Raw genomic sequence first — 26,180 nt, 5'->3', positions numbered from 1 at the left:
CCTGATTAGAAGTTCAGCTGTTTTTTTAGTTATTTCACATTTTTTTTACAAGCTGAATTTTTCGACGTCGCCGGCAACCTGACCCAGCAGGGGCAGGGTCTTGCGGAAGAACGCGGGGTCGGCACTGGTCCAGAATCTGACCGGGCGGTTCGGCCCTTCGGCGAGCAGATCACGTTCGGCCAGCAACCGTTGCAGTTGCCGCGCTACGGCTGCGCCAGTGTCAATCAGGCTGATGCTGTCGGGAATCATCGTCTTGAGCATCGGCTTGAGAAACGGATAGTGAGTGCAACCGAGAATGATCGTGTCGCAACCGTTGGCCAGCAGCGGGTCGACGTAGTGCTGCAGCAACGTGCGCAACTCGGCGCTGTGCAGATCACCGCTTTCAATCAGTTCCACCAGGCCGGGGCACGGCTGGGTGATGACGCGAACGTCAGCAGCGAAGCGGTCAAGCAACGCGGCGAACTTGGCACTCTGCAACGTGCCGGTGGTGGCGAGCACGCCAACCACACCGCTGCGGGTGGCGGCAGCTGCGGGTTTGACCGCTGGCTCCATGCCAACGATCGGCCACTCGGGGAAATCCCGGCGCAGATCGGCAACCGCGGCCACCGTCGCCGTGTTGCAGGCGATCACCAGGGCCTTGGCGCCCTGCTCCCGGAAAAAACCGGCCATCACATTGCAGCGCTGGCGGATGAACTCCGGGGTTTTCTCGCCGTAGGGAATATGCCCGCAATCGGCGAAATACAGCAGTGATTCATGGGGCAGCAAACGCTGGATTTCAGCCAGTACCGACAAGCCGCCGACACCGGAATCGAACACCGCGATCGGCGCCTCACGCATGCTGCGAACCACAGACGCTGCAACCCGGATCACGCTTGACCCGCAATTCACGGAAGCGCGAACCCAAGGCATCGATCAACAGCAAACGACCCACCAACGGTTCGCCAAAACCGACCAGCACTTTCAACGCTTCAAGCGCCTGCAGGCTGCCGACCAGCCCCACCAGGGGCCCGACCACACCGGCCTCGCTGCACGTCAGTTCGGCTTCGCTGCCATGCCCGTACAGACAGTGGTAGCACGGACTTTCCGGGCGGCGCGGGTCGAACACCGACAACTGCCCTTCCAGACGAATCGCCGCGCCGCTGACCAGCGGTTTGCGCGCTGCCACACACGCGGCGTTGACCGCCTCGCGGGTGGAGAAGTTATCGGAGCAGTCGAGCACCAGATCCACCGCCGACACGGCGGCGGCCAGGGAATCCTCGTCCAGCGCCTGACGATGAGGCACCAGTTTAATCTCGGGATTGATCGCGCTCAGGCGCTTGAGCGCCGAGTCGACCTTGCTCATGCCGACGCTGTCGGTGTCATGAATGATCTGGCGCTGCAGGTTGGTCAGGTCGACCGTGTCGAAATCCGCCAGATGCAATTCACCGACACCGGCCGCCGCGAGATACAGCGCGACCGGGGCGCCGAGACCGCCGAGGCCGACGATCAGCACGCGGCTGTTTTTCAGCTTCAGTTGCCCGTCGATGTCGATGTGTTGCAGCAGAATCTGCCGGCTGTAGCGCAGCAATTCCTGATCATTCAGCACGGCAGACGCCCCAGGCTGATCCGTTGATGGCCGCCCAGATCGGTGCGGCTGTGGACTTGTTCAAAACCGCGAGTGAGCAACAGATCACGCACGGCTTCGGCTTGATCATAGCCGTGTTCGAGCATCAGCCAGCCGCCGGCTTCCAGATGATCCGGAGCCTGCGCGACAATCAGGCGCAGATCGTCGAGCCCGTCGACACCGGCCACCAGCGCACTGGCCGGTTCGAAGCGCACGTCGCCCTCGACCAGATGCGGATCGGCAGCCGCAATGTACGGCGGATTGCTGATGATCAGGTTGAAACGTTGGCCTTCGAGGGCGCTGAACCAGTGACTGCTCAGCACCGTGGCGTTGTTCAGGTTCAAGCGCTGACGGTTGCGTTCGGCAAGGGCCACGGCTTCCAGCACGCGATCCACCGCCGTGACGTTCCACGCCGGGCGTTCGCTGGCCAGGGCCAGGGCAATCGCGCCGCTACCGGTGCCCAGATCGAGGACTTTCGCCGGCGTTGCCGCCAGCAGTTCCAGTGCGGCCTCGACCAGCAACTCGGTGTCCGGGCGCGGGATCAACGTGTGCGGCGCGACTTCCAGATCGAGCTTCCAGAACCCCTGCTGACCAAGGATGTAGGCCACCGGCTCGCCACTTCGACGCCGTTGCAGGTACTCGGTAAAAATCAGCACCGCTTCGCTGGGTACGATGCGCTCGGGCCAGGTGTGCAGGAAGCTTCGCGATTTGCCCAGTGCCGCTGCCAGGAGCAATTCGGCATCCAGGCGCGCGGTGGGCGAGTCCGGCAATTCGGCAGCGCGCAACAGACTGGCGATGATGGTCATTTATTCACCTATCGCTGCAAGTTGGTCGGCCTGGTATTCGGCCAGCAAAGGCTCGATCACCGCTTCAACGCCACCGGCGAGGATTTCATCAAGGGAGTACAGGGTCAGGTTGACGCGATGGTCAGTGACCCGGCCCTGGGCAAAGTTGTACGTGCGAATGCGCTCGGAACGATCACCGGAACCCACCAGCAACTTACGCTCGCTGGCAATCGCATTCGCCGCCGCTGCGGTTTGCTGATCGTTGAGTTTGGCCGACAGCCAGGCCATCGCCCGGGCACGGTTCTTGTGCTGGGAACGTTCTTCCTGACACTCGACGACGGTGCCGGTCGGTATGTGCGTGATGCGGATCGCCGAGTCGGTGGTGTTGACGTGCTGACCACCGGCCCCGGAGGAGCGGTAAGTGTCGACACGCAGATCCGCCGGGTTGATCTCGATGGCTTCGCGCTCGTCCGGTTCGGGCATCACCGCCACGGTGCAGGCCGAGGTGTGGATACGGCCCTGGGATTCGGTAGCGGGTACACGCTGTACGCGGTGCGCGCCGGATTCGAACTTCAGCTTGCCGTAAACGTTGTCGCCTTCAATGCGGGCGATGACTTCTTTATAGCCACCGTGCTCGCCTTCGTTTTCCGAAAGGATCTCCACGCGCCAGCCACGTCGTTCGGCGTAACGCGAGTACATGCGAAACAGATCGCCGGAGAAGATCGCCGCCTCGTCGCCACCGGTACCGGCGCGAATTTCGAGAAAGACGTTACGCCCGTCATTGGGATCCTTGGGCAGCAACATGCGCTGCAGATCATCTTCCAGCCTGATCAGCAATTCCTTGGCTTCGCGGACTTCTTCCACGGCCATTTCACGCATGTCCGGGTCGCTGTCCTTGAGCAGCGCCTGGGCGCCTTCAAGATCACTTTGTACGCCGAGCAGCTTTTTGTAGCCTTGTACCACCGGCTCGAGTTCGGCGTATTCCTTGGAATAGGCGCGGAATCTGGCCTGATCGGCAATGACTTCGCCGTCGCCGAGCAGCGCGGTCAGTTCCTCGAAACGGTCCTGGAGGGTGTCCAGCTTGTTGAGCAGTGACGCTTTCATTGCGGTTTTTTATCCGAAAAACTATCCGGTGAGCCCTCGAGGGCAAAGAGTTCCTGGGCCATGGCCAGCGCATCGAGGCGGCCTTCGGCAGAAAGCTTTTTCAATTGCACGCTGGGCGCATGCAGCAGTTTATTGGTCAGGCCACGGGCCAGTTGCCCGAGCACCTCTTCGGCGTTGCCGCCGTTGGCCAGCAGACGCAGGGCTTTTTGCAGCTCCTCGTCGCGCAGGCGTTCGCTTTGTTGCCGATAAGCCTTGAGCACATCGACCGCCGCCAGCTCACGCAGACGCACCATGAAATCGTCGGCGCCGACCGAGACCATCTCTTCCGCCGCCTGGGCTGCGCCCTGACGACTCTTGAGGTTCTCGGCGACCACTTCGTGCAGATCGTCGACGCTGTACAGGTAAACGTCGTCGAGTTCGCCGACTTCCGGTTCGATGTCGCGGGGTACGGCGATGTCGACCATGAAGATCGGTTTGTGCTTGCGCTGCTTCAGCGCGCTTTCCACCGCGCCCTTGCCGAGGATCGGCAACTGGCTGGCGGTCGAACTGATCACGATATCGCTGCGCACCAGTTCCGCCGGAATGTCCGACAGCAGCACCGCGTGCGCGCCGAACTGCTCGGCCAGCAGGCTGGCACGTTCCAGCGTGCGGTTGGCGACCACGATGCGCTTGACCCCCAGCTCATGTAAATGGCGGGCGACAAGCGTGATGGTCTCGCCAGCGCCTATCAGCAGGGCCTGACTGCGTTGCAGGTCGCTGAAAATCTGTTTGGCCAGACTGACCGCGGCAAACGCCACGGACACCGGGTTTTCGCCGATGGCGGTGTCGGTACGCACTTGCTTGGCGGCATTGAACGTCGCTTGAAACAGCCGCCCCAGCAGCGGGCCGATGGTCCCGGCCTCGCGAGCCACGGCGTAAGCCGATTTCATCTGGCCGAGAATCTGCGGTTCGCCCAGCACCAGCGAGTCGAGCCCGGAGGCGACGCGCATCATGTGACGAACTGCCGCATCATCTTCATGCACATAAGCACTCGCGCGCAGCTCATCGAGGCTTAAATGGTGATAATCGGCCAGCCAGCGCAGAACCAGATCAGCCGAAACCTGATCCTGTTCTATATACAGCTCACTGCGATTGCAGGTGGAGAGGATCGCAGCTTCGCGGCTGTCGGTGAGTCGGCAGAGCTGCTGCAAGGCCTCCACCAGCTGCTCAGGGGTAAAGGCCACGCGCTCGCGGACGTCTACTGAAGCAGTCTTGTGGTTAATACCGAGTGCAAGGAAGGCCATTCAAGGTCGCTGATGGTGACGTGAAGCCGGCAATTGTCCTACTTCGTCAGATTCAGAACAACTACCGCTGACTATTGTCCCAATTGTCGGCCACTATAAAGGCCACATTCGAGACTCGGTTATGTTTGGCCGAAGGCTTGTGTCATGATGATCCGACCGCAGGTTAGTCGTCCTCTTCCTATATGAATAGATCTTCCGCGTTGCTCCTTGCTTTTGTCTTCCTCAGCGGCTGCCAGGCCATGGCACCCGTTTCGCCGGACGGTACCCCGCCGGTCGAAGACACCGCGTCCCCGCCTGAAAAACCCAAGGTTTACAGCTCGTTCAGCGAGGAAACCGTTTTCAGCCTGCTGAGCGCCGAACTCGCCGGCCAGCGCAATCGGTTCGACATTGCCCTGGACAACTACGTGACCCAGGCGATCAATACTCAGGACCCGGGGGTTTCCGAGCGCGCGTTCCGCATCGCCGAATATCTCGGTGCCGACCAGCCTGCGCTGGACACCGCACTGATCTGGGCAAAAAACGCCCCGGACGACCTTGAAGCGCAACGCGCCGCCGCCGTGCAACTGGCTCGCGCCGGGCGTTACGACGACTCCATGGTCTATATGGAGAAAGTCCTGCAGGGCAAGGGCGACACACATTTCGACTTCCTCGCGCTATCGGCCGCCGATACCGATCAGGAAACCCGCAACGGCCTGATGAAAAGTTTCGACCGTCTGCTGCAGCGCCACCCGAAGAACAGCCAGCTGATTTTCGGCAAGGCCCTGCTGCTGCAACAGGACGGCGACAATAAAGCCGCCCTGACACTGCTCGAAGACAACCCGCCGGAAGAAGGCGAGATTGCGCCGATCCTGCTGCGCGCGCGTCTGCTGCAAACCATGAATCGTGGCGACGAAGCCCTGCCGCTGTTGCGCAAAAGCATCAAGAAATACCCGGACGACAAACGCCTGCGCCTGACTTATGCGCGCACGCTGGTTGAACAGGACCGGATGGATGACGCCAAGGTCGAGTTCTCCACCCTCGTTCAGCAATACCCGGAAGACGACGAACTGCGTTATTCGCTGGCACTGGTGTGCCTGGAAGCCAAGGCCTGGGACGAGGCCAAGGGTTACTTGGAAGACCTGATCGCCCGGGAAAGCCACGTTGACTCGGCGCACCTCAACCTGGGGCGCATCGCTGAAGAACGCAACGACCCGCAGGGCGCGCTGATCGAATACGCGCAGGTCGGCCCTGGCAATGACTATCTGCCGGCGCAACTGCGTCAGGCAGACATTCTGATGAACAACGGCAAGACCGCTGAAGCCCAGAGCAAACTGGCGGCCGAGCGCGATGCCCAACCGGATTACGCGATCCAGCTGTATCTGATCGAATCCGAAACCCTGTCGGCCAACAAACAGGACGACAAGGCCTGGAAAACGCTGGATAAAGCCTTGCAGCAATACCCGGACGATCTGAATCTGCTCTACACCCGGGCCATGCTCGCGGAAAAACGCAATGATCTGGCACAGATGGAAAAAGACCTGCGCCTGATCATCAAGCGCGACCCGGACAACGCCATGGCGCTCAATGCGCTGGGCTATACCCTGTCCGATCGCACCACCCGCTACGCTGAAGCCAAGGCCCTGATCGAACAGGCGCACCAGATCAATCCGGAAGACCCGGCGGTACTCGACAGCCTCGGCTGGGTGAATTTCCGCATGGGCAATCTGGACGACGCCGAAAAATATCTGCGTCAGGCGCTCGAGCGTTTCCCGGACCACGAAGTCGCCGCGCACCTGGGCGAAGTTCTGTGGGTCAAGGGCAATCAGCGCGAGGCCAAGCAAGTCTGGGGCAAGTACCTCAAAGATCAGCCCGACAGCACCATCCTGCGCAGCACCATCAAGCGCCTGACCGGATCCGAGACTCTTTAACTCATGTTTTTGCGCCACGTTATTGTTTTCAGCTTCATCGCCCTGCTCGCCGGTTGCGCGGGCTTCGGCGCTCGCGAATCGGTCGAGGGCCACGGCAGTCCGGCTCAGTGGGCCGCGAACAAACAACAGCTGACCGGCCTCGACGGCTGGCAGATCGACGGCAAGATCGGCATTCGCGCACCGAAAGATTCCGGTAGCGGCACGCTGTTCTGGCTGCAACGCCAGGACTACTACGACATTCGCCTGTCCGGCCCGCTGGGTCGTGGCGCGGCACGTCTGACCGGGCGCCCGGGCAAGGTTTCGCTGGAAGTCGCCAATCAGGGCCGCTATGACTCCGAGTCACCGGAAGCGCTGCTCGAAGAGCAACTCGGCTGGAAGCTACCGGTGTCGAATCTGGCCTGGTGGGTCCGTGGCCTGCCGGCCCCCAGCAGCAAAAGCCGTCTGACCCTCGATAACGACAGTCGCCTGGCCAATCTGGAACAGGACGGCTGGAAGGTCGAGTACCTCAGCTACGCCGAGCAAAACGGTTACTGGCTGCCCGAGCGGATCAAGCTGCACGGCACCGATCTGGACGTGACGCTGGTAATCAAGACCTGGCAACCGCGTAAATTGGGGCAATAACGCATGACCGCTCCACGTCTGACGCTGCCATCGCCGGCCAAGCTCAACCTGATGCTGCACATTCTCGGTCGCCGGGCAGACGGCTATCACGAACTGCAGACGCTGTTTCAGTTCGTCGATTACGGCGACGAAATCACCTTCGCCGTGCGCGATGACGGCGTGATTCATCTGCACACCGAATTCGCTGGCGTGCCCCACGACAGCAACCTGATCGTGCGCGCGGCGAAAATGCTTCAGCAACAGTCCGGCTGCACACTCGGCATCGACATCTGGATCGACAAGGTGCTGCCCATGGGCGGCGGCATCGGTGGCGGCAGCTCGAATGCGGCGACCACCCTGCTCGGCCTCAATCACTTGTGGCAACTGGGCTGGGATGAAGATCGCCTCGCCGCGCTGGGCCTGTCGCTCGGCGCCGACGTGCCGGTTTTCGTCCGTGGTCACGCGGCTTTTGCCGAGGGCGTGGGCGAGAAACTGACCCCGGTCGACCCCGAAGAACCGTGGTATCTGGTGCTTGTGCCGCAAGTCTCTGTAAGTACGGCAGAAATTTTTTCCGATCCTTTGTTGACACGTAACACGCCGCCCATTAAAGTGCGCCCCGTTCCCGAGGGAAACAGTCGAAATGACTGCTTGCCGGTGGTTGCAAGGCGTTATCCAGAAGTACGTAACGCATTGGATTTGTTAGGTAAATTTACCGAAGCAAAACTCACCGGAACTGGAAGTTGTGTGTTTGGGGGCTTCCCAAGCAAAGCTGAAGCTGATAAAGTCTCGGCCCTTCTGACAGAGACCCTTACAGGGTTTGTAGCGAAAGGAAGCAACGTTTCGATGTTGCATCGCAAGCTGCAAAGTCTGCTCTAAAAGGAATCAAGTGCAAGGCACTTGAAGCAACAGATACAGGGGCGTCGCCAAGCGGTAAGGCAGCAGGTTTTGATCCTGCCATGCGTTGGTTCGAATCCAGCCGCCCCTGCCATTTTCTATACTCATCCAGGTTACCCTCAGCCTCTAGGTACTGCGCGTGTCCAAGATGATGGTCTTTACGGGGAACGCTAACCCCGATCTGGCTCGGCGTGTTGTACGTCAGCTGCATATCCCTCTCGGTGACATCTCTGTCGGTAAATTCTCCGACGGCGAAATTACTGCCGAGATCAATGAAAACGTTCGCGGTAAAGACGTTTTCATTATTCAGCCGACTTGCGCTCCGACCAACGATAACCTGATGGAACTGGTAGTGATGGCTGATGCCTTCCGCCGCTCCTCGGCTACTCGTATTACTGCTGTTATTCCTTATTTTGGTTATGCCCGTCAGGATCGCCGTCCGCGTTCCGCACGTGTGGCTATCAGCGCGAAAGTCGTTGCTGACATGCTTACCGTAGTCGGCATCGACCGTGTTCTCACGGTTGATCTGCATGCTGACCAGATTCAGGGCTTCTTCGATATTCCGGTAGATAACATCTACGGCTCCCCGGTTCTGGTGGATGACATTGAAGATCAGCGCTTCGAAAACCTGATGATCGTGTCCCCGGACATTGGTGGCGTCGTGCGTGCACGGGCTGTTGCCAAATCCCTGGGCGTGGATCTCGGGATCATCGACAAACGCCGTGAGAAAGCCAATCACTCTGAAGTGATGCATATCATCGGTGATGTCGAAGGGCGTACCTGCATTCTGGTCGATGACATGGTCGATACCGCCGGCACTCTGTGCCACGCGGCCAAGGCCCTGAAAGAACATGGCGCAGCCAAGGTCTTTGCCTACTGCACACACCCTGTGCTGTCGGGTCGGGCCATCGAGAATATCGAAAATTCCGTGCTGGACGAGCTGGTGGTGACTAACACCATCCCGCTGTCCGCTGCAGCACAAGCCTGTGCACGTATCCGTCAACTGGATATCGCACCGGTTGTTGCCGAAGCGGTTCGCCGCATCAGCAATGAAGAATCGATCAGCGCGATGTTCCGTTAAGGGCCCTGCCCTTCTCGAAATGTCTCGTTGACGAAAAGCGCCCCGCCCCGGCATTCCTGTCGGGGCGGGGCTTTTTTGCCCATACCGTGTTTGGCGCTGGTCGCAAACGCCACTCGGTCATGGCTATTTTGGAGATACAAAATGAACGATTTTACTCTGAATGCTGAAGTGCGTTCCGACCTGGGGAAAGGTGCGAGCCGCCGCCTGCGTCGTCTCGCCGCTCTGGTTCCAGCTGTTGTTTACGGTGGCGACAAAGCCCCTGAATCCATCAGCATGCTGGCCAAAGAAGTTGCCAAACTGCTCGAAAACGAAGCGGCTTACAGCCACATCATCGAGCTGAACGTTGGTGGCAAGAAACAAAACGTCGTCATCAAAGCCCTGCAACGTCACCCGGCCAAAGGCCACGTGATGCACGCTGACTTCGTACGCGTTGTAGCTGGCCAGAAACTGACCGCTATCGTTCCTGTGCACTTCATCAACGAAGCTGCTCCAGTGAAGAAAGGCGGCGAAATCTCGCACGTTGTTGCCGAGATCGAAGTTTCCTGCCTGCCAAAAGACCTGCCTGAGTTCATCGAAGTCGACCTGGCTGACGCTGAAATCGGCACCATCGTTCACCTGTCGGACCTCAAAGCTCCTAAAGGTGTCGAGTTCGTTGCTCTGGCACACGGCGATGACAAGGCAGTAGCCAACGTCCACGCTCCACGTGTTGCTCCAGAAGCTACCGAAGAAGGCGCAGCAGAGTAATTTCACTCTGTTCGTCGGAGTGAGTGAAACATCGCGGACTGGAACGTAGCGAGAAAGCGGGCGAGAACGCGGAGTTTACATTCATGGTAAATGAGCAATTTTCGTCCACTTTCGCCGCCTTCACTGCTTGCGGCGATGTTATCCACCACTCCAAGGAAGGGCCCCTATCGTGACTGCCATCAAACTGATCGTTGGCCTGGGAAATCCAGGCGCTGAATACGAACAGACCCGGCATAACGCAGGGGCCCTTTTTGTTGAGCGCATCGCTGCCGCGCAAGGTGTGAACCTTGTGGCCGATCGCAAATATTTCGGCCTGACCGGGCGCTACTCGCATCAGGGTCAGGATGTTCGTCTGCTGATTCCCACCACCTACATGAACCGCAGCGGCCAGGCCGTGGCGGCACTCGCCGGTTTCTTCCGCATCAAGCCTGAAGAAATCCTGGTGGCGCACGACGAACTCGACCTGCCTCCGGGCGTCGCCAAGCTCAAACAGGGCGGCGGCCATGGCGGTCACAACGGGTTGCGCGACATCATTGCGCAACTGGGCAATCAGAATACTTTCTACCGCCTGCGGCTTGGCATCGGCCACCCGGGCGTCGCCAGTATGGTTTCAAATTTCGTCCTGGGTCGTGCGCCACGCGCCGAACAGGAAAAACTCGATGCCAGCATCGACTTTGCCCTCGGCGTGCTGCCGGATATCCTCGCCGGTGAATGGAACCGCGCGATGAAAAACCTGCACAGCCAGAAGGCCTGACTCTAATCCGAGGGGAAACACCATGGGATTCAATTGCGGCATCGTCGGCCTGCCTAACGTCGGCAAGTCCACCCTGTTCAACGCCCTGACCAAATCCGGTATCGCGGCCGAGAACTTCCCCTTCTGCACCATCGAGCCGAACAGCGGCATCGTGCCGATGCCGGATCCACGTCTGGAAGCCCTGGCGGCCATTGTCAATCCGAAGCGCATCCTGCCGACCACCATGGAATTCGTCGACATCGCAGGCCTGGTGGCCGGCGCCTCGAAAGGTGAAGGTCTGGGCAACAAGTTCCTGGCCAACATCCGCGAAACCGACGCCATCGCTCACGTGGTGCGCTGCTTCGAAGACGACAACGTGATCCACGTTTCCAACAGCGTCGACCCGAAGCGCGACATCGAAATCATCGACCTGGAACTGATCTTCGCCGACCTCGACAGCTGCGAGAAGCAACTGCAGAAAGTCGCGCGCAACGCCAAGGGCGGTGACAAGGACGCAGTCGTTCAGAAAGCTCTGCTTGAGCAACTGATCGCGCACTTCACCGAGGCCAAGCCTGCGCGCAGCCTGATGAAGAACATGAGCGCTGACGAAAAGTCGGTGATCAAGGGCTTCCACCTGCTGACCACCAAACCGGTCATGTACATCGCCAACGTCGCTGAAGACGGTTTCGAGAACAACCCGCACCTGGACGTGGTCAAGGCCATCGCCGAAGAAGAAGGCGCCATGGTCGTTCCGGTGTGCAACAAGATCGAAGCGGAAATCGCCGAGCTCGATGACGGCGAAGAGAAAGACATGTTCCTCGAGGCCTTGGGCCTGGAAGAGCCTGGCCTGAACCGCGTGATCCGCGCCGGCTACGAAATGCTGCACCTGCAGACCTACTTCACCGCCGGTGTCGAAGAAGTCCGCGCCTGGACCGTCCGCGTCGGTGCCACTGCACCACAAGCTGCTGGCGTGATCCACACCGACTTCGAGAAAGGCTTCATCCGCGCCGAAGTCATCGCCTACAACGACTTCATCCAGTACAAGGGCGAAGCCGGTACCAAGGAAGCCGGTAAATGGCGCCTGGAAGGCAAGGACTACATCGTCAAAGACGGCGACGTGATGCACTTCCGCTTCAACGTGTAAGCGACACGCCCAAGAAAAAGCCGCGTTTGATACGCGGCTTTTTTGTGCCTGACAGATTTGTTTGCAACACCACCAATCCCCCTGTGGGAGCGGGCTTGCTCGCGAAGGCGATGTGTCAGCCACATTAATATCGACTGATATACCGCCTTCGCGAGCAAGCCCGCTCCCACAGTTGGAATTGTGTAGGTCAGGTTTTTTTGGTGCGCGGCAAGAAAATCGCCAACACCCCGAACAACGGCAAAAACGAGCACAGGAAATACACGTACTCGATACCGTGTACATCCGCCAGATGCCCAAGCAGCGCCGCGCCAATCCCGCCAAACCCGAACATCAAGCCGAAGAACACCCCGGCGATCATCCCGACATTACCCGGCACCAGTTCCTGCGCGTAAACCACGATCGCCGAGAACGCCGAAGCCAGAATGAAGCCGATCACCACGCTGAGGACAGTGGTCCAGAACAGATCGACGTGCGGCATTAGCAACGTGAACGGCGCCACGCCGAGGATCGAAAACCAGATCACCGCCTTACGCCCGATCTTGTCGCCGATCGGCCCGCCAAAGAACGTCCCCGCCGCCACCGCGCCGAGAAACAGGAACAGGTGCAGTTGCGAGCTGGCCACCGACAGGTCGAACTTCTCGATCAGGTAGAACGTGAAATAGCTGGTGAGGCTGGCCATGTAGAAATACTTGGAGAACACCAGCAGACCGAGCACCACCAGCGCACTGATCACTCTGCCCTTCGACAACCCGTGAGTCGCCGCCTGACCGGCCTTGAGTTTGAACAGGTTCAGGTGATGGGCATACCAGCGGCTGATGCGATACAGCACGAACAGCGCAAACACCGCGAACAAGCCAAACCACGCCACGTTGCCCTGACCGAACGGAATAATGATCGCCGCCGCCAGCAACGGGCCGAACGCGGAACCGGCGTTACCACCGACCTGGAAGGTCGATTGCGCCAGACCAAAGCGTCCGCCCGAGGCCAACCGCGCGATCCGCGAAGCCTCGGGATGAAAGGTCGAGGAGCCGATACCGATCAGCGCCGCCGCCAGCAGAATCAACGGGAAACTGCCGACCATCGACATCATCACGATGCCGATCAGCGTGCAAACCGAACCTGCCGGCAATAGCCACGGTTTCGGATGGCGGTCAGTGTGATAACCGACCCACGGCTGCAACAGCGACGCGGTCAATTGGAAGGTCAGCGTGATCAGGCCGACCTGGGTGAAGCTCAAGCCATAGTTGGCTTTGAGCATCGGATAGATCGACGGCAGCACCGACTGAATCAGGTCGTTGATCAAATGCGCCAGCGCCACCGCGCCGATGATACGCATCACCAACGGGCTGCTTTGGGGGGGAGCGGACGCCGAGGCAGCGGCGGTCTGAGCGTTGCTGATAGCCATGAAAGTTTCCGTACAGCAGATGGGTGCACGCAGGCAGGTGCGTCAATGTGCCATTTTTCGGTGCGCCAGCGCCATCCCCTTAGCCAGCTAACTAACTGACTGACCGTCGCACGCGAAGTGATAGCGCAACGCCATGGTCTGAATCTTGCCTTGCTTCTCCCCTCGAACGCGGCGGCCTTACAAAGGCCTCCGAGAATGGGAAGTTTCGCTACAGAGCCGGCCTACAGAGCGGGCGAGAGTGAACTTTCGGGGCCTTTTAGCAGGGCACGACATCGAGGTCGCACGACCGTGATGCACGCCAATGGTGCGTGATGTCCAGAGGAGTCATGAGGCATGCAGGCTTTCTTGTCACCGGGGATCAAATTGCTGGGGCGGTTTGGATTCGCGCGTAAATTCCAGCTGTTGTTTCTGCTGTTCATTCTGCCGTTGGCCGGCAGCCTGTTGATGATCGGCCAGGACTATCGCGACAAGCTCAATCTGATTTCCGGCGAACGCGCCGGCGTACGCCAGTTGCTCAGCCTTGATGCGCTGGACAACCTGCTCGCCGCCCAGCGTGACCGCGCCGCCCGTTGGCGCGCCACCGAAACCAATCGCCAGCCAACCCCGGCCACCCTCGCCGCCATGGCTGCGTTTGACGCGGTGCAACCAGCCGTCCAGCAAGCCACCAGTGATTTGGGCAACGCGCTGAAAAATGAAGGTGCCGAAGGCGAAACCCTCGCCCGCTATCAAGCCCTGCAAACCGCGCTCGGTGGTCTGGATTCGAAAAGCCTGAGCAGCGTCGGTTGGTGGCCGGACGGTTACGATCGTTTCACCAACGCCCTCAGCGCCCTGCAAGCCTTGCGCGAGCAGATCGTCATGGACAACCGCCTGACGTTGGCGCCATGGCTGGAAACCTATCTGCTGACGCAGATATCCACGCAACACGCACCGGATCTGATCGAGCGTGTGGGTCGCCTCGCCGCCGTCGGCCAGGCTTCGGTGGTCTCGGGACAATTCACCCTGCAAAGCCGCTTGCAGCTGCGTGACTTGCGCGGCCGCATCGGCGACGCCCGCGAGCAGCTTGTCAAAACGGCAGGCCTGCTCGAAGCGCGCCTGCCGAGCGATCTGCAAACCTGGGCCGGTCAATACCACGACAGCCTCAAGCGTCTGGACGCTGGGCTGAAGGTGCTGGATGACGGCGTGTTCGGCGGCAGCATTACCCTCAAGCCTGAAGACTTCGAACGCAGCCTCGATGCTCTGCTGGGTGATCTCGCGTCGTTGCGCCAGCAATCACTGCTGTCACTGGATCAGCGCCTGGACGCTTACCACGCCTCGGCGATTCGCCAGTTCATCGTGGTCGCCGCCGTGTTCGGTTGCCTGCTGCTGGCGGCGCTGTATCTGTTCGTCTGCCTGCAGGCTTCGATCCGCCGCAGCGCCAGCGGCATTACTCTGCTGGCCGAGGCCCTGCGTGACGGCAATCTCAGCCTGCAAGTGCCGGTGGTGGGCCGCGATGAGCTGGCGGCGATCAGCACCGCGCTCAACGTTGCCGTGGTGCAACTGCGCGCGAGCATGCTCGGGGTCGATCACGAAACCTCGCAACTGAGTCACGCGGTGCGCAGCCTCAACGATCATTCGAGCGGCGCGCTGAGCGAAGTCGAAGCGCAGCAGTTGCAGATCAGCCAGATCGCCGCCGCTGCCACGCAACTGGCCGCCACTTCGCAAGGTGTGGCGCAGAGTTGCGAACAGGCGTCCGGCAGCGCCCAGCACACCCGGCGCATCGCCGCCGACAGCAGCCGCGACAGCCAGCGCACCACGGCGAGCATTCAGCAGCTCAATCAACGCCTTAACGAAACCGCAGCGGCACTCGGTCGAGTCAGCGAACAGGGCCAGCAGATTCAACTGGTGGTCGACACCATTCGTGGCGTCGCCGAGCAGACCAATCTGTTGGCGCTCAATGCCGCAATTGAGGCGGCACGGGCCGGCGAACAGGGACGCGGCTTTGCCGTGGTCGCCGATGAAGTGCGCAGCCTGTCGCAGCGCACCCAGTCATCGACCGCGCAGATTGCCGGCACCGTCGACAGCTTGCGCGCCACGGTCAACGAAGCGGTGAGCCTGATGGAGGCCGCGTGCGGCCAGGCACAATCGGATGCTGAAGCCGTGACCGGTCTTGGTGAACGTCTTGGTGAAATCGCCAGCGCGGTGCAAAGTGTCACTGACACCTTGGCGCAGATCGCCACCGCCGTTGAGGAACAGGCGAGCACCGCCGATGAAGTCAGCGGCAATATCCAGCAGGTCGATCAGGCGGCGATGCGTTTGCTTGAAGGTGCGCGGGCGGTGAACCTCGCAGCGGACACGCTGAGCCAAGGCAGCCATGCGTTGAGCGCCAATACCGCGAGATTCCAGCTGCGTTGACGCCCTGCCCGCCCCCGATTTCCGGGGTCGGAGGATAAGCGGTTGAAAATAAGAAGAAATATTTTAAATTTACGCTTGACGCTTTTCCATTTCAGGGGAATAATGCGCGCCACTTGGCTACATAGCTCAGTTGGTTAGAGCATAGCATTCATAATGCTGGGGTCCGGGGTTCAAGTCCCTGTGTAGCCACCAAGTACTAAAAACGGCTTACCGAAAGGTAGGCCGTTTTTTTATGCCTCGAGAAAACCGTCATCTGTGGTGAGGAGATTGATCTCCTCGCCACAATGCCAGGCCCGACCTATTCAGGTCTGCTCTGCCGACAAGGCTATCAGCCCCTTCGCCCAGATCTGCCGAGTGCGCAACCCGACCATCGCCCGCCAATCCGGATCGGCCGGATAGAACTGCTCCAGCAGTTTCAACTTGATCGCCCGCCCCGTCGCATCCAGCGGATCGCCATGCAGATGCAACCAGTGATCATCGCGCAAATAACGATGCACCTCCGGCCCCGGATACGTCCCGCATTCGATCACGAACGGCATCAGTTGCACGCCCGGCAACGCACTGAGCAATGCCTGTGAGGTGTAGCCGGTAGCCGTCGCGGCGACACCGGTTTCGCTCAACGTTTCGGCGCCGGTGTGCAAGGTGTACAACCATGGGCCGTAGATCGACTGTGCTTGCGCCAACGCCGGATAAGGCGCCTGGGTGATGGTCAGCAACATCGGATGACCGTATTCGCCGGCGCCGGTGTGCAGGTCGAAACACATCACGGTTTCCGCGCCCGCCAGATGCGCGTCGATGATCTGGTGCAGCGTGCGATTCGACCAGCTCGGCGCGCGGCCGCCGTAGAACAGACCATCGGGGTGACTGTGCTGACCGCCCTCGACTATCGACATCACCGCCGGCCAGCCGTGTTCGGCAATCTGTGCGTCGAGCAAAGCGTCGGCGCGCTGACGCTCGGGGCCGTGCAACTCGGTGCAGGCGTAGATCTCGTGCAGCGTGGCGTAGGCGCGGTTGTCCGGCAACGGCCCGGTGAAATCCAGGTGATTGCGGTTGAGGTCGATGTTGTCTTCGTTGACCCGCCGCAGCCACGCGGTGCCCCACGGGTTGATCAGGTGGATCATCACTACCGCGACATCCTTGGGCAGCGAGCCCGGCACGAAAGTCTTCAGCCAGTCGATCTGGCAATCCGAACCGTAATAGCCCTCAACTCCGTGAGTGCCGCTGAGCGCCACCAGCCGGCGCTTTGCCTGCGGATCACCGAGCACCGCGACATCAGTGCTCAGCGGTTCGCCGAAAGGGCCACAGCGCGGATGGGCGTAGGAGGTGAGCGTGGCGCCAGCGGCGTTGGTGGCGGCAAGAAACCGTTCACGTTGATCGCGGTAGCTGGATTCGGTGGGGAACTCGCTGTGCATGCGTCGCCTCTTGTTGGTTTTGTATTTGTGGGAGCGAGCTTGCTCGCGAAAGCGATTGTGCATTCAACATTTTGGTTGCCTGACACGCCGCATTCGCGAGCAAGCTCGCTCCCACAGGGGCTTTGTTTCAGTTCGATGAGTTTGACGTTGACCCTAGCGAATATCCGCCCGGAAAAGAAAGACAAAAATGCCCGCCGGTTTGCGTCGCGACCGAGCGGTCGATAAAGTCCGTCAGACCTTTCACCCCACGGACGGAGAGCCCCACGTGTTTCCAGCCCTGCCCCTGAGCCGCTTTCGCCTGCCTGCCCTGACGCTGATCATCAGCGCCCTGACCCTCACCGCGTGCAACGCCCCGCCCTCCTCGACCTTGCCGCTGGCGCCGGAAGCCGCTTCCGGTTACCGCACCGACCTGCAGACCCGTCACGCCAGTAAACACATGGCCGCTGCCGCCAATCCACTGGCCGCCGAGGCCGGGCGCGAGATGCTGCGCAAGGGTGGTTCGGCCATCGACGCGGCGATTGCCATGCAAGCAGTGCTGACTCTGGTAGAACCGCAATCCTCCGGGATCGGTGGCGGTGCGATGATTGTGTTGTGGGACGGCAAACAGGTGCGCACCTACGACGGACGTGAAACCGCCCCGGCGGGTGCCACCGAGAAGCTGTTCCTGCAGGCCGACGGCAAACCGATGCCATTCCCGCAGGCGCAGATCGGCGGGCGCTCGGTGGGTACTCCGGGCGTGCTGCGTGCGCTGGAAATGGCACACAAACAACACGGTCGCCTGCCGTGGGCCACGCTGTTCGAGCCGGCGATCAAACTCGCCGAGCAGGGCTTTGCGATTTCACCGCGCCTGCATTCGCTGCTGGAATCCGACCCGGTGATCCGTAAATCGCCGGACATGGCCGCCTACTTCCTCAACCGCGACGGCAGCGTCAAAGCCGTCGGCACCCGTCTGCAAAACCCGGCATTGGCCGCCGTGCTCAAGCGCATCGCCACCGAAGGTCCGGACGCGCTGTACAAAGGTCCGATCGCCGAAGAGATCGTCGCCAAGGTGCAGGGCCACGCCAATCCCGGCAGCCTGTCACTGAATGATCTTCAGCGCTATCAGGCCAAAGAGCGCGCGCCGCTGTGCACCGACTACAAACGCTGGCAGGTCTGCGGTATGCCGCCGCCGTCGTCGGGCGGGATCGCCGTGGCGCAGATTCTCGGCACCTTGCAGGCGCTGGAAAGCCGCGACCCGCGTCTGTCGCTGACACCGCTCAAACCTGTGAAAACCAACAAACCGGCCGGTATCGAACCCGATCCCCAAGCCGTGCACCTGATCGCCGAAGCCGAACGCCTGGCCTACGCCGACCGCGCGCAATACGTGGCCGATACCGACTTCGTTCCGGTGCCGGTCAAAGGCCTGGTCGACCCGGGTTACCTCGCCAGCCGCGCCAGCCTGATCGGCGAGCGCAGCATGGGCAGCGCCAAGCCGGGCACACCGCCGGGCGTGCAAGTGGCCTACGCCCCGGATCGCTCGCCGCTGCGCATCTCCACCTCGCAAGTGGTCGCCGTGGATGATCTGGGCGGCGCGGTGTCGATGACCACCACCATCGAAGCGGCATTCGGCTCACATCTGATGGTTCAGGGCTTTTTGCTGAACAATCAGATGACCGACTTCTCGTTCATCCCCGAAGAGCACGGGCAGAAAGTCGCCAACCGCGTCGAACCCGGCAAACGCCCACGCTCGTCGATGGCGCCGACGCTGATCTTCGACCGCAACAGCGGCGAATTCCTCGCCAGCGTCGGCTCGCCGGGCGGCTCGCAGATCATCGAATACGTGGCCAAGACCACCGTCGGCCTGCTCGACTGGAACCTCGACCCGCAAAGCGCCATCAGCCTGCCCAACTTCGGCAGCCGCAACGGCCCGACCGAACTGGAACAAGGCCAGTTCAGTCCGGCGCTGATTCAAGCGTTGAAAGACAAGGGACATGTTGTGAATGAAATCGACATGACCAGCGGCACGCAGGCGATCGTGCGGATCAAGGATGCGCAAGGGAAAGCCTCGCTGGAAGGTGGCGCGGATCCACGGCGTGAGGGGGAAGCGTTGGGGGATTGAGATTACGCAGGAAAAAACAAAAGGCTTACCGCGAGGTAAGCCTTTTTTGTGCCTTGTAAATTGTGCTCCTCTGCCGCAAGAGGCTAGCTAATCAAACCGGCAGGATTTTACCGTCCACCGCATCGCCAATCGTCAGGAAATGCCCGCCGGCCACGTGGTGCAGCGTGCGCAAGCCATCATGCCCGTCGAAATGCCAGCGCCCGTCGCTGAACACCCGCTCATCCGCCTGAGCGGCGATGACTTCGGCGAGGAACAGGTCGTACTGCTCGTGGTTGCGCGGCTCCGGCAGCAAGCGGCATTCGAGCCAGGCCACGCAGCCTTCGAGCAGAGGCGCCTCGACGGTTTCACCAGCGAAGGTTTGCAGGCCATAAGCCTGAAACTTGTCCTGCCCCTGATTCTGCTGGATCTCCAGACCCGAGGTATTGCCGACGGTTTGCACGATGTCAGCCTGATTGACGCACGGCACGTTGAGCACAAAAGTGCCGGACGCTTCGAGCAACTGGCGGGTCCAGGTGGACTTGTCGAGGACGACCGCAACTTTCGGCGGTTCGAAATCCAGCGGCATCGCCCACGCGGCGGCCATGATGTTGCGCTGGCCGTCATGGGCAGCGCTGACCAGCACGGTCGGCCCGTGATTGAGCAGACGATAGGCTTTGTTCAGGGGCACCGGGCGGCGGTGGGAAGCACTCATGGGGATCTGCTCCGGGGAAAAAGGAACAGATTGTAGCGCCAGACCACAGAAAGAAGGCGGATGAAAAACCTGTGGGAGCGAGCTTGCTCGCGAAGGCGATAGGTCAGTTACATCAATGTTGAATGACACACCGCATTCGCGAGCAAGCTCGCTCCCACATGGGATCAATGGAGATTAGTTAGAGAGTTGATTGGCAAACTGGCCGACCGCATCCACCACTTTCTGCGCGCCGTCCTGGATCTCGACGATCACCGTGCCCGCTTCCGCCGCCAGTGCCAGGCCCTGTTCAGCCTGAAGCTTGCCATCGGTCATCAGGGCCACGGCGTTACGCGCCATTTCCTGGTTCTGTCGCACCACAGTGACGATCTCTTCGGTCGCCTGACTGGTGCGCGAGGCCAGTTGCCGCACTTCGTCGGCAACCACCGCAAAGCCCCGGCCCTGTTCGCCGGCACGAGCCGCTTCGATGGCGGCGTTGAGCGCCAGCAGGTTGGTCTGTTCGGCAATGCCGCTGATGGTTTTGACGATGGTACCGATCACCTGCGACTGCTCGTTCAGTGCCTCGATGCCCTCACCAGCCGCCTGCATGTGGCGCGACAGATCACGCATCACATTCACTGCCTCGGTGACCACCGTAGTGCCACGTTGAGCGGTGCTGTCGGTTTGCTGCGAAGTGCTGTAGGCAATGCTGGCCGCGTCGGCTACCGCTTGTTCGCGATTGACCTGATCGGTGATCACCGTGGCGAATTTCACCACTTTGTACAGTTTGTTGTTGGCATCGACCACCGGGTTGTAGGACGCCTCCAGCCACACCGTACGACCATGGCTGTCGACCCGCTTGAAGCGGTTGGCGACAAACTCGCCGTTGTTCAGGCGACGCCAGAAATTCTGGTACTCGGCGCTGTTGTACTCCTCGGGCGTACAGAACATCCGGTGATGTTTGCCTTTGATCTGCGCCAGGCTGTAACCCATGCCATGCAGAAAGCGCTCGTTGGCATTGAGCACGTTGCCATTGAGGTCGAACTCGATCACAGCCGTCGAACGCACCAGCGCGCCGATCAGGTTTTCGTGTTCGCGGGAGGCTTCAATGGTGCGGGTCAGGTCGCTGGAGAAGATCGAGAAATGCTTGATCCGCCCGTCCGAAGAGCGCACCGGCTGCACGATGGAGCGCAGCCACGCCTCTTCGCCATTACCACGCAACAGGCGCACGGCTCCGGCGAAATGCTCGCCACGGGTGAGTGCGGCCTTGAAACGGTGATGAAAGTCGTCGGCCTTCACGTGCGCCGGAACGATATCTTCAATGGCGCGCCCCACCAGATCCTGGCTCTTGTAGAGCATCTCGCCAAGGAAGTTCTGATTGACCGACTGAATCCGGCCATCAGGTTCCAGAGTCAGCACCAGCATCTCGCTTTCCAGGCTTTCCTTCACCTGCAGCAGGCTGGAGAGTTCTTCACGAAGAGTGGCCAGCTCTTGCTTGAGGCGTTTGTTGAACATGGGGAAATACCGATAGGCAGGGTAGAAAGCGGGATGCAGCTTAACCATCGGCCTTGGAAAACTTTTCTGAAGAGCGTTTGAGACCGGCCAGTCAAAAATAATCCCGCCGGGCTTTTACTCCTATCGATCACTCCACTGAGCCGTTACAAAAGCCGCCGCTCTGGCCCGGCCACTTCAGGTATTCTCAGGTCAAATTGCAACAACATGTTGCAGGTATCCGCCCGATAAGGAGTGCCGTTTTGGATTTATCGACCGCTGCCTGGATGATGCATGACACCCGCCTGATTCTTTGCTGCCTGCTGGCGATTGCGACGATTATCGTGTTGATCAGCGCCACCAAACTTCCACCTTTTCTCTCGATCCTGATCGGCACTTTTATTGCCGGTGTCGGCGCCGGTCTGCCGCCAGAGGATGTAGCGAAGGCGTTCAGCAAAGGCGCCGGGGCGATTCTCGGAGAAGCGGGGATCATCATTGCCCTGGGTTCGATGCTTGGCGCACTGATGGCCGAGTCCGGCGCTGCCGACCGTATCGCCTCGACGCTGCTCGGGCTGGGCAAAGGCAAGTCCCTGCCGTGGGTCATGGCGTTGGTGGCGATGGTGATCGGCCTGCCGCTGTTCTTCGAAGTGGGGCTGGTGATGATGGTGCCGATCATCTTCGTCATGGCCCGCCGCTCGGGTCAGCCATTGTTGAAAATTGCGATTCCGGCGCTGGCCGGGATGACCACCCTGCATGCCCTGATGCCGCCGCATCCCGGGCCGCTGATCGCGGTCAGCGCATTGCATGCCGACCTTGGGCTGACCATGTTGCTGGGCTTCAGCATCGCGATCCCGGCCGTGATTCTGGCGGGGCCGATCTACGGCAACTGGCTGTCGAAACGCATGCACGTCGATGAGCCGGCAGAGCTCGGCGCACTGTTCAGCGCCCCGCCGAAAGCGCCGCGCCAGCCGAGTTTCGGCCTGTCGCTGCTGATCATTCTGTTGCCGGTGCTACTGATGCTCGGCAGCACCTTGGCCAAAGTCGCGATGCCCCCCGAAAGCAGCGTCGCCCTGACCCTGAAGTTCCTCGGCGAACCGTTGGTGGCGCTGGGCATTGCGGTGATGGCGGCGGTGATCTGCCTCGGTTGGGCCAACGGCATGCCGCGCGAGCAAGTCGGCGGCACGCTGCGCAAAAGCCTGGCGCCGATTGCCGTGTTGCTGCTGACGATTGGTGCCGGCGGCGGCTTGAAGCAGACCTTGCTGGATGCCGGCGTCAGCCAGACCATCAGCAAAGTCGCCGAAGGCGCGCACATGCCGTACCTGCTGCTGGCCTGGCTGATTGCCGTGGCACTGCGTCAGGCCACCGGCTCGGCGACAGTCGCGACCACGACGACGGCGGGGATTCTGGCGCCGATGATGGCGGGGCTCGCCGCGACGCAAAGCTCACTGGTGGCGCTGGCGATTGGCGCCGGCTCCGTGTTCTTCTGCCACGTGAATGACGCCGGCTTCTGGATGGTTCGCGAGTACTTTGGCTTGCAACTCAAACAGACCATCTGGGTCTGGTCGATCCTGCAAACCATTGTCTCGGTGGTGGGACTGGTCGGGACGTTGCTGTGGTGGCACTGGCTGACCTGATCAGCCTTCAGGAACAGGGCGCCACCGAACGGCGCCCGACACCGGGCATGCGCACACCGAAGTAAGCCGCGCTGACGATGCCAACCGCCCCCATCACCGCACAGAACATTACGCAGATCCACGGACTCCAAGGCATCAGACCGATCAGCAACAGCGGTGTGATGCTCGCCCACGCGGCGTAGGCAATGTTGTAGGTGAAGGAGATGCCCGACACGCGAATCCGCGCCGGAAACAATCCGACCATCACCGACGGCACCGCGCCGACCACACCACAGGCCAGACCGGCGATGGCGTATGCCAGACCCACCCAGTTGCCGCCCGTGATCAAACAGCTGTAAAGCACGCCAACGCCCAATGGCAGCAGCAGGCTATAAAGCATGACCGTGCGCCAGGCACCGATGCGATCGACCAGCAGCCCGGCAATCACACAGCCGATGTTGAGGAAGACGATGCCCAACGCGCTCAGGGCAAAGGTGTGACTGGCGCTCATGCCGAAGGTTTTCTGCATCATGGTCGGGGTGATGACCACGAACACCACCACCGCCGACGTCAGCACACAGGTCAGCAGCATCGCCGGCAACATCGCCAGACGATGCTCGCGCAGCACCGTGCGCAGCGGCAGTTCGACCCGCGCTTCACGCTGGGCTTCCATGGCCATGAACACCGGGGTTTCGCTCAACCAGCGGCGCAGGTAGACACCGATCACGCCGAACACACCACCGAGCAGGAACGGATACCGCCAGGCGTAATCAAGGATTTCTGCCGGGGTGAACACTTGTGCGAGGAACGTGGCGGTCAGCGCGCCGATCAGGTAACCGAAGGTCAGTCCGGCCTGCAGGAAGCCCAATGCATAACCGCGATGCCCGGCAGGCGCGTGCTCGGCGACGAACACCCAGGCGCTCGGCACTTCGCCGCCGACCGCCGCGCCTTGCAGGATGCGCAGCGCCAGCAACAGCAGCGGTGCGAAATAACCGATCTGGGCATAAGTCGGCATGATCCCGATCAGCAAGCACGGCAGCGCCATCATCAGGATGCTCAGACTGAAAACCTTTTTCCGGCCCAGACGATCGGCGAAATGCGCCATCAGAATTCCGCCCAGCGGGCGCGCCAGATAACCGGTGACAAAGATCCCGAAGCTTTGCAGCAGACGCAGCCACTCGGGCATTTCCGGCGGGAAGAACAACTGGCTGAGGGTCAGGGCGAAGAACACGAAAATGATGAAATCGTAGATCTCCAGCGCCCCGCCGAGGGCCGCAAGACCGAGGGTCTTGTAGTCGGAGCGGCTGAACGGCGCCGGTCGGGCTGTGGATTGGGCAGTCATGGCAAAGAACTCTGGCAGGCAAAAAACCAAGGCGCCCATGGTCTACGCAAATCTGCCTGGGGACAACCCGTTAGACCATAGTCCCGGTTTCGCAAAACCAGCTCACAAAACAGCCAGGCTTGATTTACTGTTTAGACCAGTCTCCAGCCGCACCTGGTGAAAACCTGTGGGAGCGGACTTGCTCGCGAATGCGCTGTGTCAGCCAAATCAGCGTCGACTGACACACCGCATTCGCGAGCAAGCCCGCTCCCACCCAAAGCACTCAGCGTGCTGCAGACCCACAATAACCATAAAAATCCGAGGTACTCCCTGTGGCCGTTGATATCGAAGATAGCCGCTCTGCGCGCTTTGCCTTGCGCTGTTCAAGCTTTGCCGAACGCTGGTTCCCCGACTCCTGGGTATTCGCCGCACTGGCGGTGATCATTGTCGCGCTGGCCACTTTGGCCATGGGCGCCAAACCCACCGATGCCGCGATGGCCTTCGGCGACGGGTTCTGGAGCCTGATCCCGTTCACCATGCAAATGGCCTTCGTGGTGATTGGCGGCTACGTCGTCGCCAGTTCGCCGCCAGCGGTCAAACTGATCGACAAACTGGCGCGCATCCCGAAAAACGGCCGCTCTGCCGTGGCCTGGGTCGCGCTGATCTCGATGGTCGCCTCGCTGCTGAACTGGGGCCTGTCGCTGGTGTTCGGCGGTTTGCTGGTGCGCGCCCTCGCCCGCCGCACCGATCTGAAAATGGATTACCGCGCGGCCGGTGCGGCGGCGTATCTGGGCCTGGGCGCGGTCTGGGCGCTGGGCCTGTCCTCATCGGCGGCGCAGTTGCAGGCCAACCCGGCCAGCCTGCCGCCGGCGATCCTGTCGATCACCGGGGTGATTCCGTTCACGCAGACCATCTTCCTCTGGCAATCCGGCGCCATGCTGCTGGCGCTGATCGTGATTTCGATCATCGTCGCCTACGCCACCGCGCCCGGCCCGAACTCTGCGCGCGACGCCAAGGATTGTGGCATCGACCCGGCGTTCAACCTGCCACCGCTGCAACCGCGTACCCGGCCCGGCGAATGGCTGGAGCACAGTCCGCTGCTGATCATTCTGCTGGTGTTGCTGGCGGCCGGTTGGCTGTTCCACGAGTTCTCGAGCAGACCGGCGATCACCGCGATTTCCGGGCTCAACACCTATAACTTCCTGTTCATCATGCTCGGCGCCCTGCTGCACTGGCGGCCACGCAGCTTCCTCGATGCGGTGGCCCGGGCGGTGCCGACCACCACTGGCGTGCTGATCCAGTTCCCGTTGTACGGCTCGATCGCCGCGCTGCTGACCACGGTCAAAGGCGCCGATGCGCAGACGCTGGCGCATCACATCTCGACCTTCTTCGTCAGCATCGCCTCCCACGACACCTACGCGTTGCTGATGGGCGTGTACTCGGCGATTCTCGGCTTCTTCATCCCGTCCGGCGGCGGCAAGTGGATCATCGAAGCGCCCTACGTGATGCAAGTCGCCAACGATCTGCAGTACCACCTCGGCTGGGCGGTACAGATCTACAACGCCGCCGAAGCGCTGCCGAACCTGATCAACCCGTTCTACATGCTGCCGCTGCTGGGCGTGCTCGGTCTGAAGGCGCGAGACCTGATCGGCTTCTCGTTCGTGCAATTGCTGGTGCACACGCCGCTGGTGCTGTTCTTGCTGTGGGTGCTGGGGACGACATTGGCGTATACGCCGCCGGCCATTCCTTGAGTCAGTGCGGGGCGCGGTCAATCGGCCGACGCCCCGCCTTTCCCTTCCTGACAGCGCCGTGTTGAGGCCGACATGGCTTTCTGTCGCAAATAATGGCTCAGCGCCATCATCGTCCTTTACCGCATTACCGCCTCGGTAATATCCTTGCGCGCC

At 60.9% G+C, this 26,180-nt stretch carries 21 protein-coding genes and 2 tRNA genes; 13 read left to right on the top strand and 10 right to left on the bottom strand.

The genetic code is table 11. The features are described 5' to 3' along the window. Positions 1–45: 45 nt before the first annotated feature. Genes murI through hemA form a run of 5 tightly spaced genes read right to left on the bottom strand, consistent with a single transcriptional unit; the run spans position 46 to position 4,775 of the window. The gene (murI, locus tag KCG87_RS16110) at positions 46–837 is read right to left on the bottom strand and encodes a glutamate racemase (RefSeq protein ID WP_115988911.1); all 792 of its coding nucleotides are present in this window, start codon (positions 835–837) and stop codon (positions 46–48) included. Further along, entirely contained in the window at positions 830–1,585 is a 756-nt protein-coding gene (locus KCG87_RS16105) for a molybdopterin-synthase adenylyltransferase MoeB (protein ID WP_098965579.1), read from the bottom strand. The genes murI and KCG87_RS16105 overlap by 8 nt, the downstream gene beginning before the upstream one ends. Beyond that, positions 1,579–2,409 carry a peptide chain release factor N(5)-glutamine methyltransferase gene (gene prmC, locus KCG87_RS16100; RefSeq protein WP_098965581.1) on the bottom strand — a complete coding sequence of 277 codons (831 nt, stop codon included), beginning with the start codon at positions 2,407–2,409 and terminating at the stop codon, positions 1,579–1,581. The genes KCG87_RS16105 and prmC overlap by 7 nt, the downstream gene beginning before the upstream one ends. Then, entirely contained in the window at positions 2,410–3,492 is a 1,083-nt protein-coding gene (prfA, locus tag KCG87_RS16095) for a peptide chain release factor 1 (protein ID WP_210558560.1), read from the bottom strand. Then, the gene (gene hemA, locus KCG87_RS16090; protein ID WP_064589169.1) at positions 3,489–4,775 is read right to left on the bottom strand and encodes a glutamyl-tRNA reductase; all 1,287 of its coding nucleotides are present in this window, start codon (positions 4,773–4,775) and stop codon (positions 3,489–3,491) included. The genes prfA and hemA overlap by 4 nt, the downstream gene beginning before the upstream one ends. Before the next feature lie 182 nt (positions 4,776–4,957). Between hemA and KCG87_RS16085 the strand changes: the two genes are divergently transcribed. The 8 genes from KCG87_RS16085 to ychF all read left to right on the top strand — a co-directional run bounded on the left by KCG87_RS16085 (position 4,958) and on the right by ychF (position 11,878). Continuing rightward, a complete protein-coding gene (locus KCG87_RS16085) occupies positions 4,958–6,682 on the top strand; it encodes a tetratricopeptide repeat protein (RefSeq protein WP_098965585.1) in 1,725 nt (574 codons plus the stop codon). A gap of 3 nt (positions 6,683–6,685) precedes the next feature. Beyond that, positions 6,686–7,303 (top strand): lipoprotein insertase outer membrane protein LolB, encoded by a 618-nt coding sequence (gene lolB, locus KCG87_RS16080; protein WP_095136807.1) that lies wholly within the window; start codon positions 6,686–6,688, stop codon positions 7,301–7,303. A gap of 3 nt (positions 7,304–7,306) precedes the next feature. Next, the gene (gene ispE, locus KCG87_RS16075; protein ID WP_027612238.1) at positions 7,307–8,158 is read left to right on the top strand and encodes a 4-(cytidine 5'-diphospho)-2-C-methyl-D-erythritol kinase; all 852 of its coding nucleotides are present in this window, start codon (positions 7,307–7,309) and stop codon (positions 8,156–8,158) included. Positions 8,159–8,195: 37 nt separating this feature from the next. Next, positions 8,196–8,270: transfer RNA gene (locus KCG87_RS16070), tRNA-Gln, on the top strand. Between the two features lie 45 nt (positions 8,271–8,315). Next, entirely contained in the window at positions 8,316–9,257 is a 942-nt protein-coding gene (locus KCG87_RS16065) for a ribose-phosphate pyrophosphokinase (RefSeq protein ID WP_003171603.1), read from the top strand. Between the two features lie 141 nt (positions 9,258–9,398). Next, on the top strand, positions 9,399–10,001 hold the full coding sequence (locus tag KCG87_RS16060) for a 50S ribosomal protein L25/general stress protein Ctc (RefSeq protein WP_095136806.1): 603 nt from the start codon (positions 9,399–9,401) through the stop codon (positions 9,999–10,001). A gap of 169 nt (positions 10,002–10,170) precedes the next feature. Further along, positions 10,171–10,755: an aminoacyl-tRNA hydrolase gene (gene pth, locus KCG87_RS16055; protein ID WP_003228164.1), complete on the top strand. Its 585-nt coding sequence runs from the start codon at positions 10,171–10,173 to the stop codon at positions 10,753–10,755. Positions 10,756–10,777: 22 nt separating this feature from the next. Then, positions 10,778–11,878: a redox-regulated ATPase YchF gene (gene ychF, locus KCG87_RS16050; protein WP_047599160.1), complete on the top strand. Its 1,101-nt coding sequence runs from the start codon at positions 10,778–10,780 to the stop codon at positions 11,876–11,878. Between the two features lie 187 nt (positions 11,879–12,065). On the opposite strand, the gene KCG87_RS16045 is transcribed toward ychF, so the two are convergent. After that, positions 12,066–13,283 (bottom strand): MFS transporter, encoded by a 1,218-nt coding sequence (locus KCG87_RS16045; protein WP_103521170.1) that lies wholly within the window; start codon positions 13,281–13,283, stop codon positions 12,066–12,068. Between the two features lie 333 nt (positions 13,284–13,616). Between KCG87_RS16045 and KCG87_RS16040 the strand changes: the two genes are divergently transcribed. Continuing rightward, positions 13,617–15,674 (top strand): methyl-accepting chemotaxis protein, encoded by a 2,058-nt coding sequence (locus KCG87_RS16040; protein ID WP_210558561.1) that lies wholly within the window; start codon positions 13,617–13,619, stop codon positions 15,672–15,674. A 115-nt stretch (positions 15,675–15,789) separates the two neighbouring features. Then, a tRNA-Met gene (locus KCG87_RS16035) sits at positions 15,790–15,866 on the top strand. Between the two features lie 110 nt (positions 15,867–15,976). On the opposite strand, the gene KCG87_RS16030 is transcribed toward KCG87_RS16035, so the two are convergent. Beyond that, positions 15,977–17,086, bottom strand: a complete 1,110-nt coding sequence (locus KCG87_RS16030) for a M14 family metallopeptidase (protein ID WP_210558562.1) — start codon at positions 17,084–17,086, stop codon at positions 15,977–15,979. A 265-nt stretch (positions 17,087–17,351) separates the two neighbouring features. Between KCG87_RS16030 and ggt the strand changes: the two genes are divergently transcribed. After that, positions 17,352–19,184: a gamma-glutamyltransferase gene (gene ggt, locus KCG87_RS16025; protein WP_210558563.1), complete on the top strand. Its 1,833-nt coding sequence runs from the start codon at positions 17,352–17,354 to the stop codon at positions 19,182–19,184. A gap of 91 nt (positions 19,185–19,275) precedes the next feature. Here the strand turns inward: ggt and KCG87_RS16020 are convergent, their stop codons facing one another. Together KCG87_RS16020 and KCG87_RS16015 are read right to left on the bottom strand one after the other, a co-directional pair. Beyond that, on the bottom strand, positions 19,276–19,875 hold the full coding sequence (locus tag KCG87_RS16020) for a flavin reductase family protein (RefSeq protein ID WP_097086259.1): 600 nt from the start codon (positions 19,873–19,875) through the stop codon (positions 19,276–19,278). Positions 19,876–20,049: 174 nt separating this feature from the next. Next, on the bottom strand, positions 20,050–21,366 hold the full coding sequence (locus tag KCG87_RS16015) for a PAS domain-containing methyl-accepting chemotaxis protein (RefSeq protein WP_098965600.1): 1,317 nt from the start codon (positions 21,364–21,366) through the stop codon (positions 20,050–20,052). 239 nt (positions 21,367–21,605) lie between these two features. Between KCG87_RS16015 and KCG87_RS16010 the strand changes: the two genes are divergently transcribed. Further along, entirely contained in the window at positions 21,606–22,976 is a 1,371-nt protein-coding gene (locus KCG87_RS16010) for a gluconate:H+ symporter (protein ID WP_210558564.1), read from the top strand. A 7-nt stretch (positions 22,977–22,983) separates the two neighbouring features. On the opposite strand, the gene KCG87_RS16005 is transcribed toward KCG87_RS16010, so the two are convergent. Then, complete coding sequence (locus KCG87_RS16005) at positions 22,984–24,297, bottom strand: MFS transporter (RefSeq protein WP_210558565.1); 1,314 nt, start codon at positions 24,295–24,297, stop codon at positions 22,984–22,986. 311 nt (positions 24,298–24,608) lie between these two features. Here KCG87_RS16005 and KCG87_RS16000 point away from each other — a divergent pair, with 311 nt between their 5' ends. Further along, positions 24,609–26,027: a TIGR00366 family protein gene (locus KCG87_RS16000; protein WP_210558566.1), complete on the top strand. Its 1,419-nt coding sequence runs from the start codon at positions 24,609–24,611 to the stop codon at positions 26,025–26,027. The last annotated feature ends 153 nt before the right edge of the window (positions 26,028–26,180 follow it).

The sequence above is a fragment of the Pseudomonas sp. MWU347 genome, assembly GCF_017947305.1.
GTDB lineage: Bacteria > Pseudomonadota > Gammaproteobacteria > Pseudomonadales > Pseudomonadaceae > Aquipseudomonas > Aquipseudomonas putida_A.
This window is presented reverse-complemented; position numbering and strand designations above follow the sequence as displayed.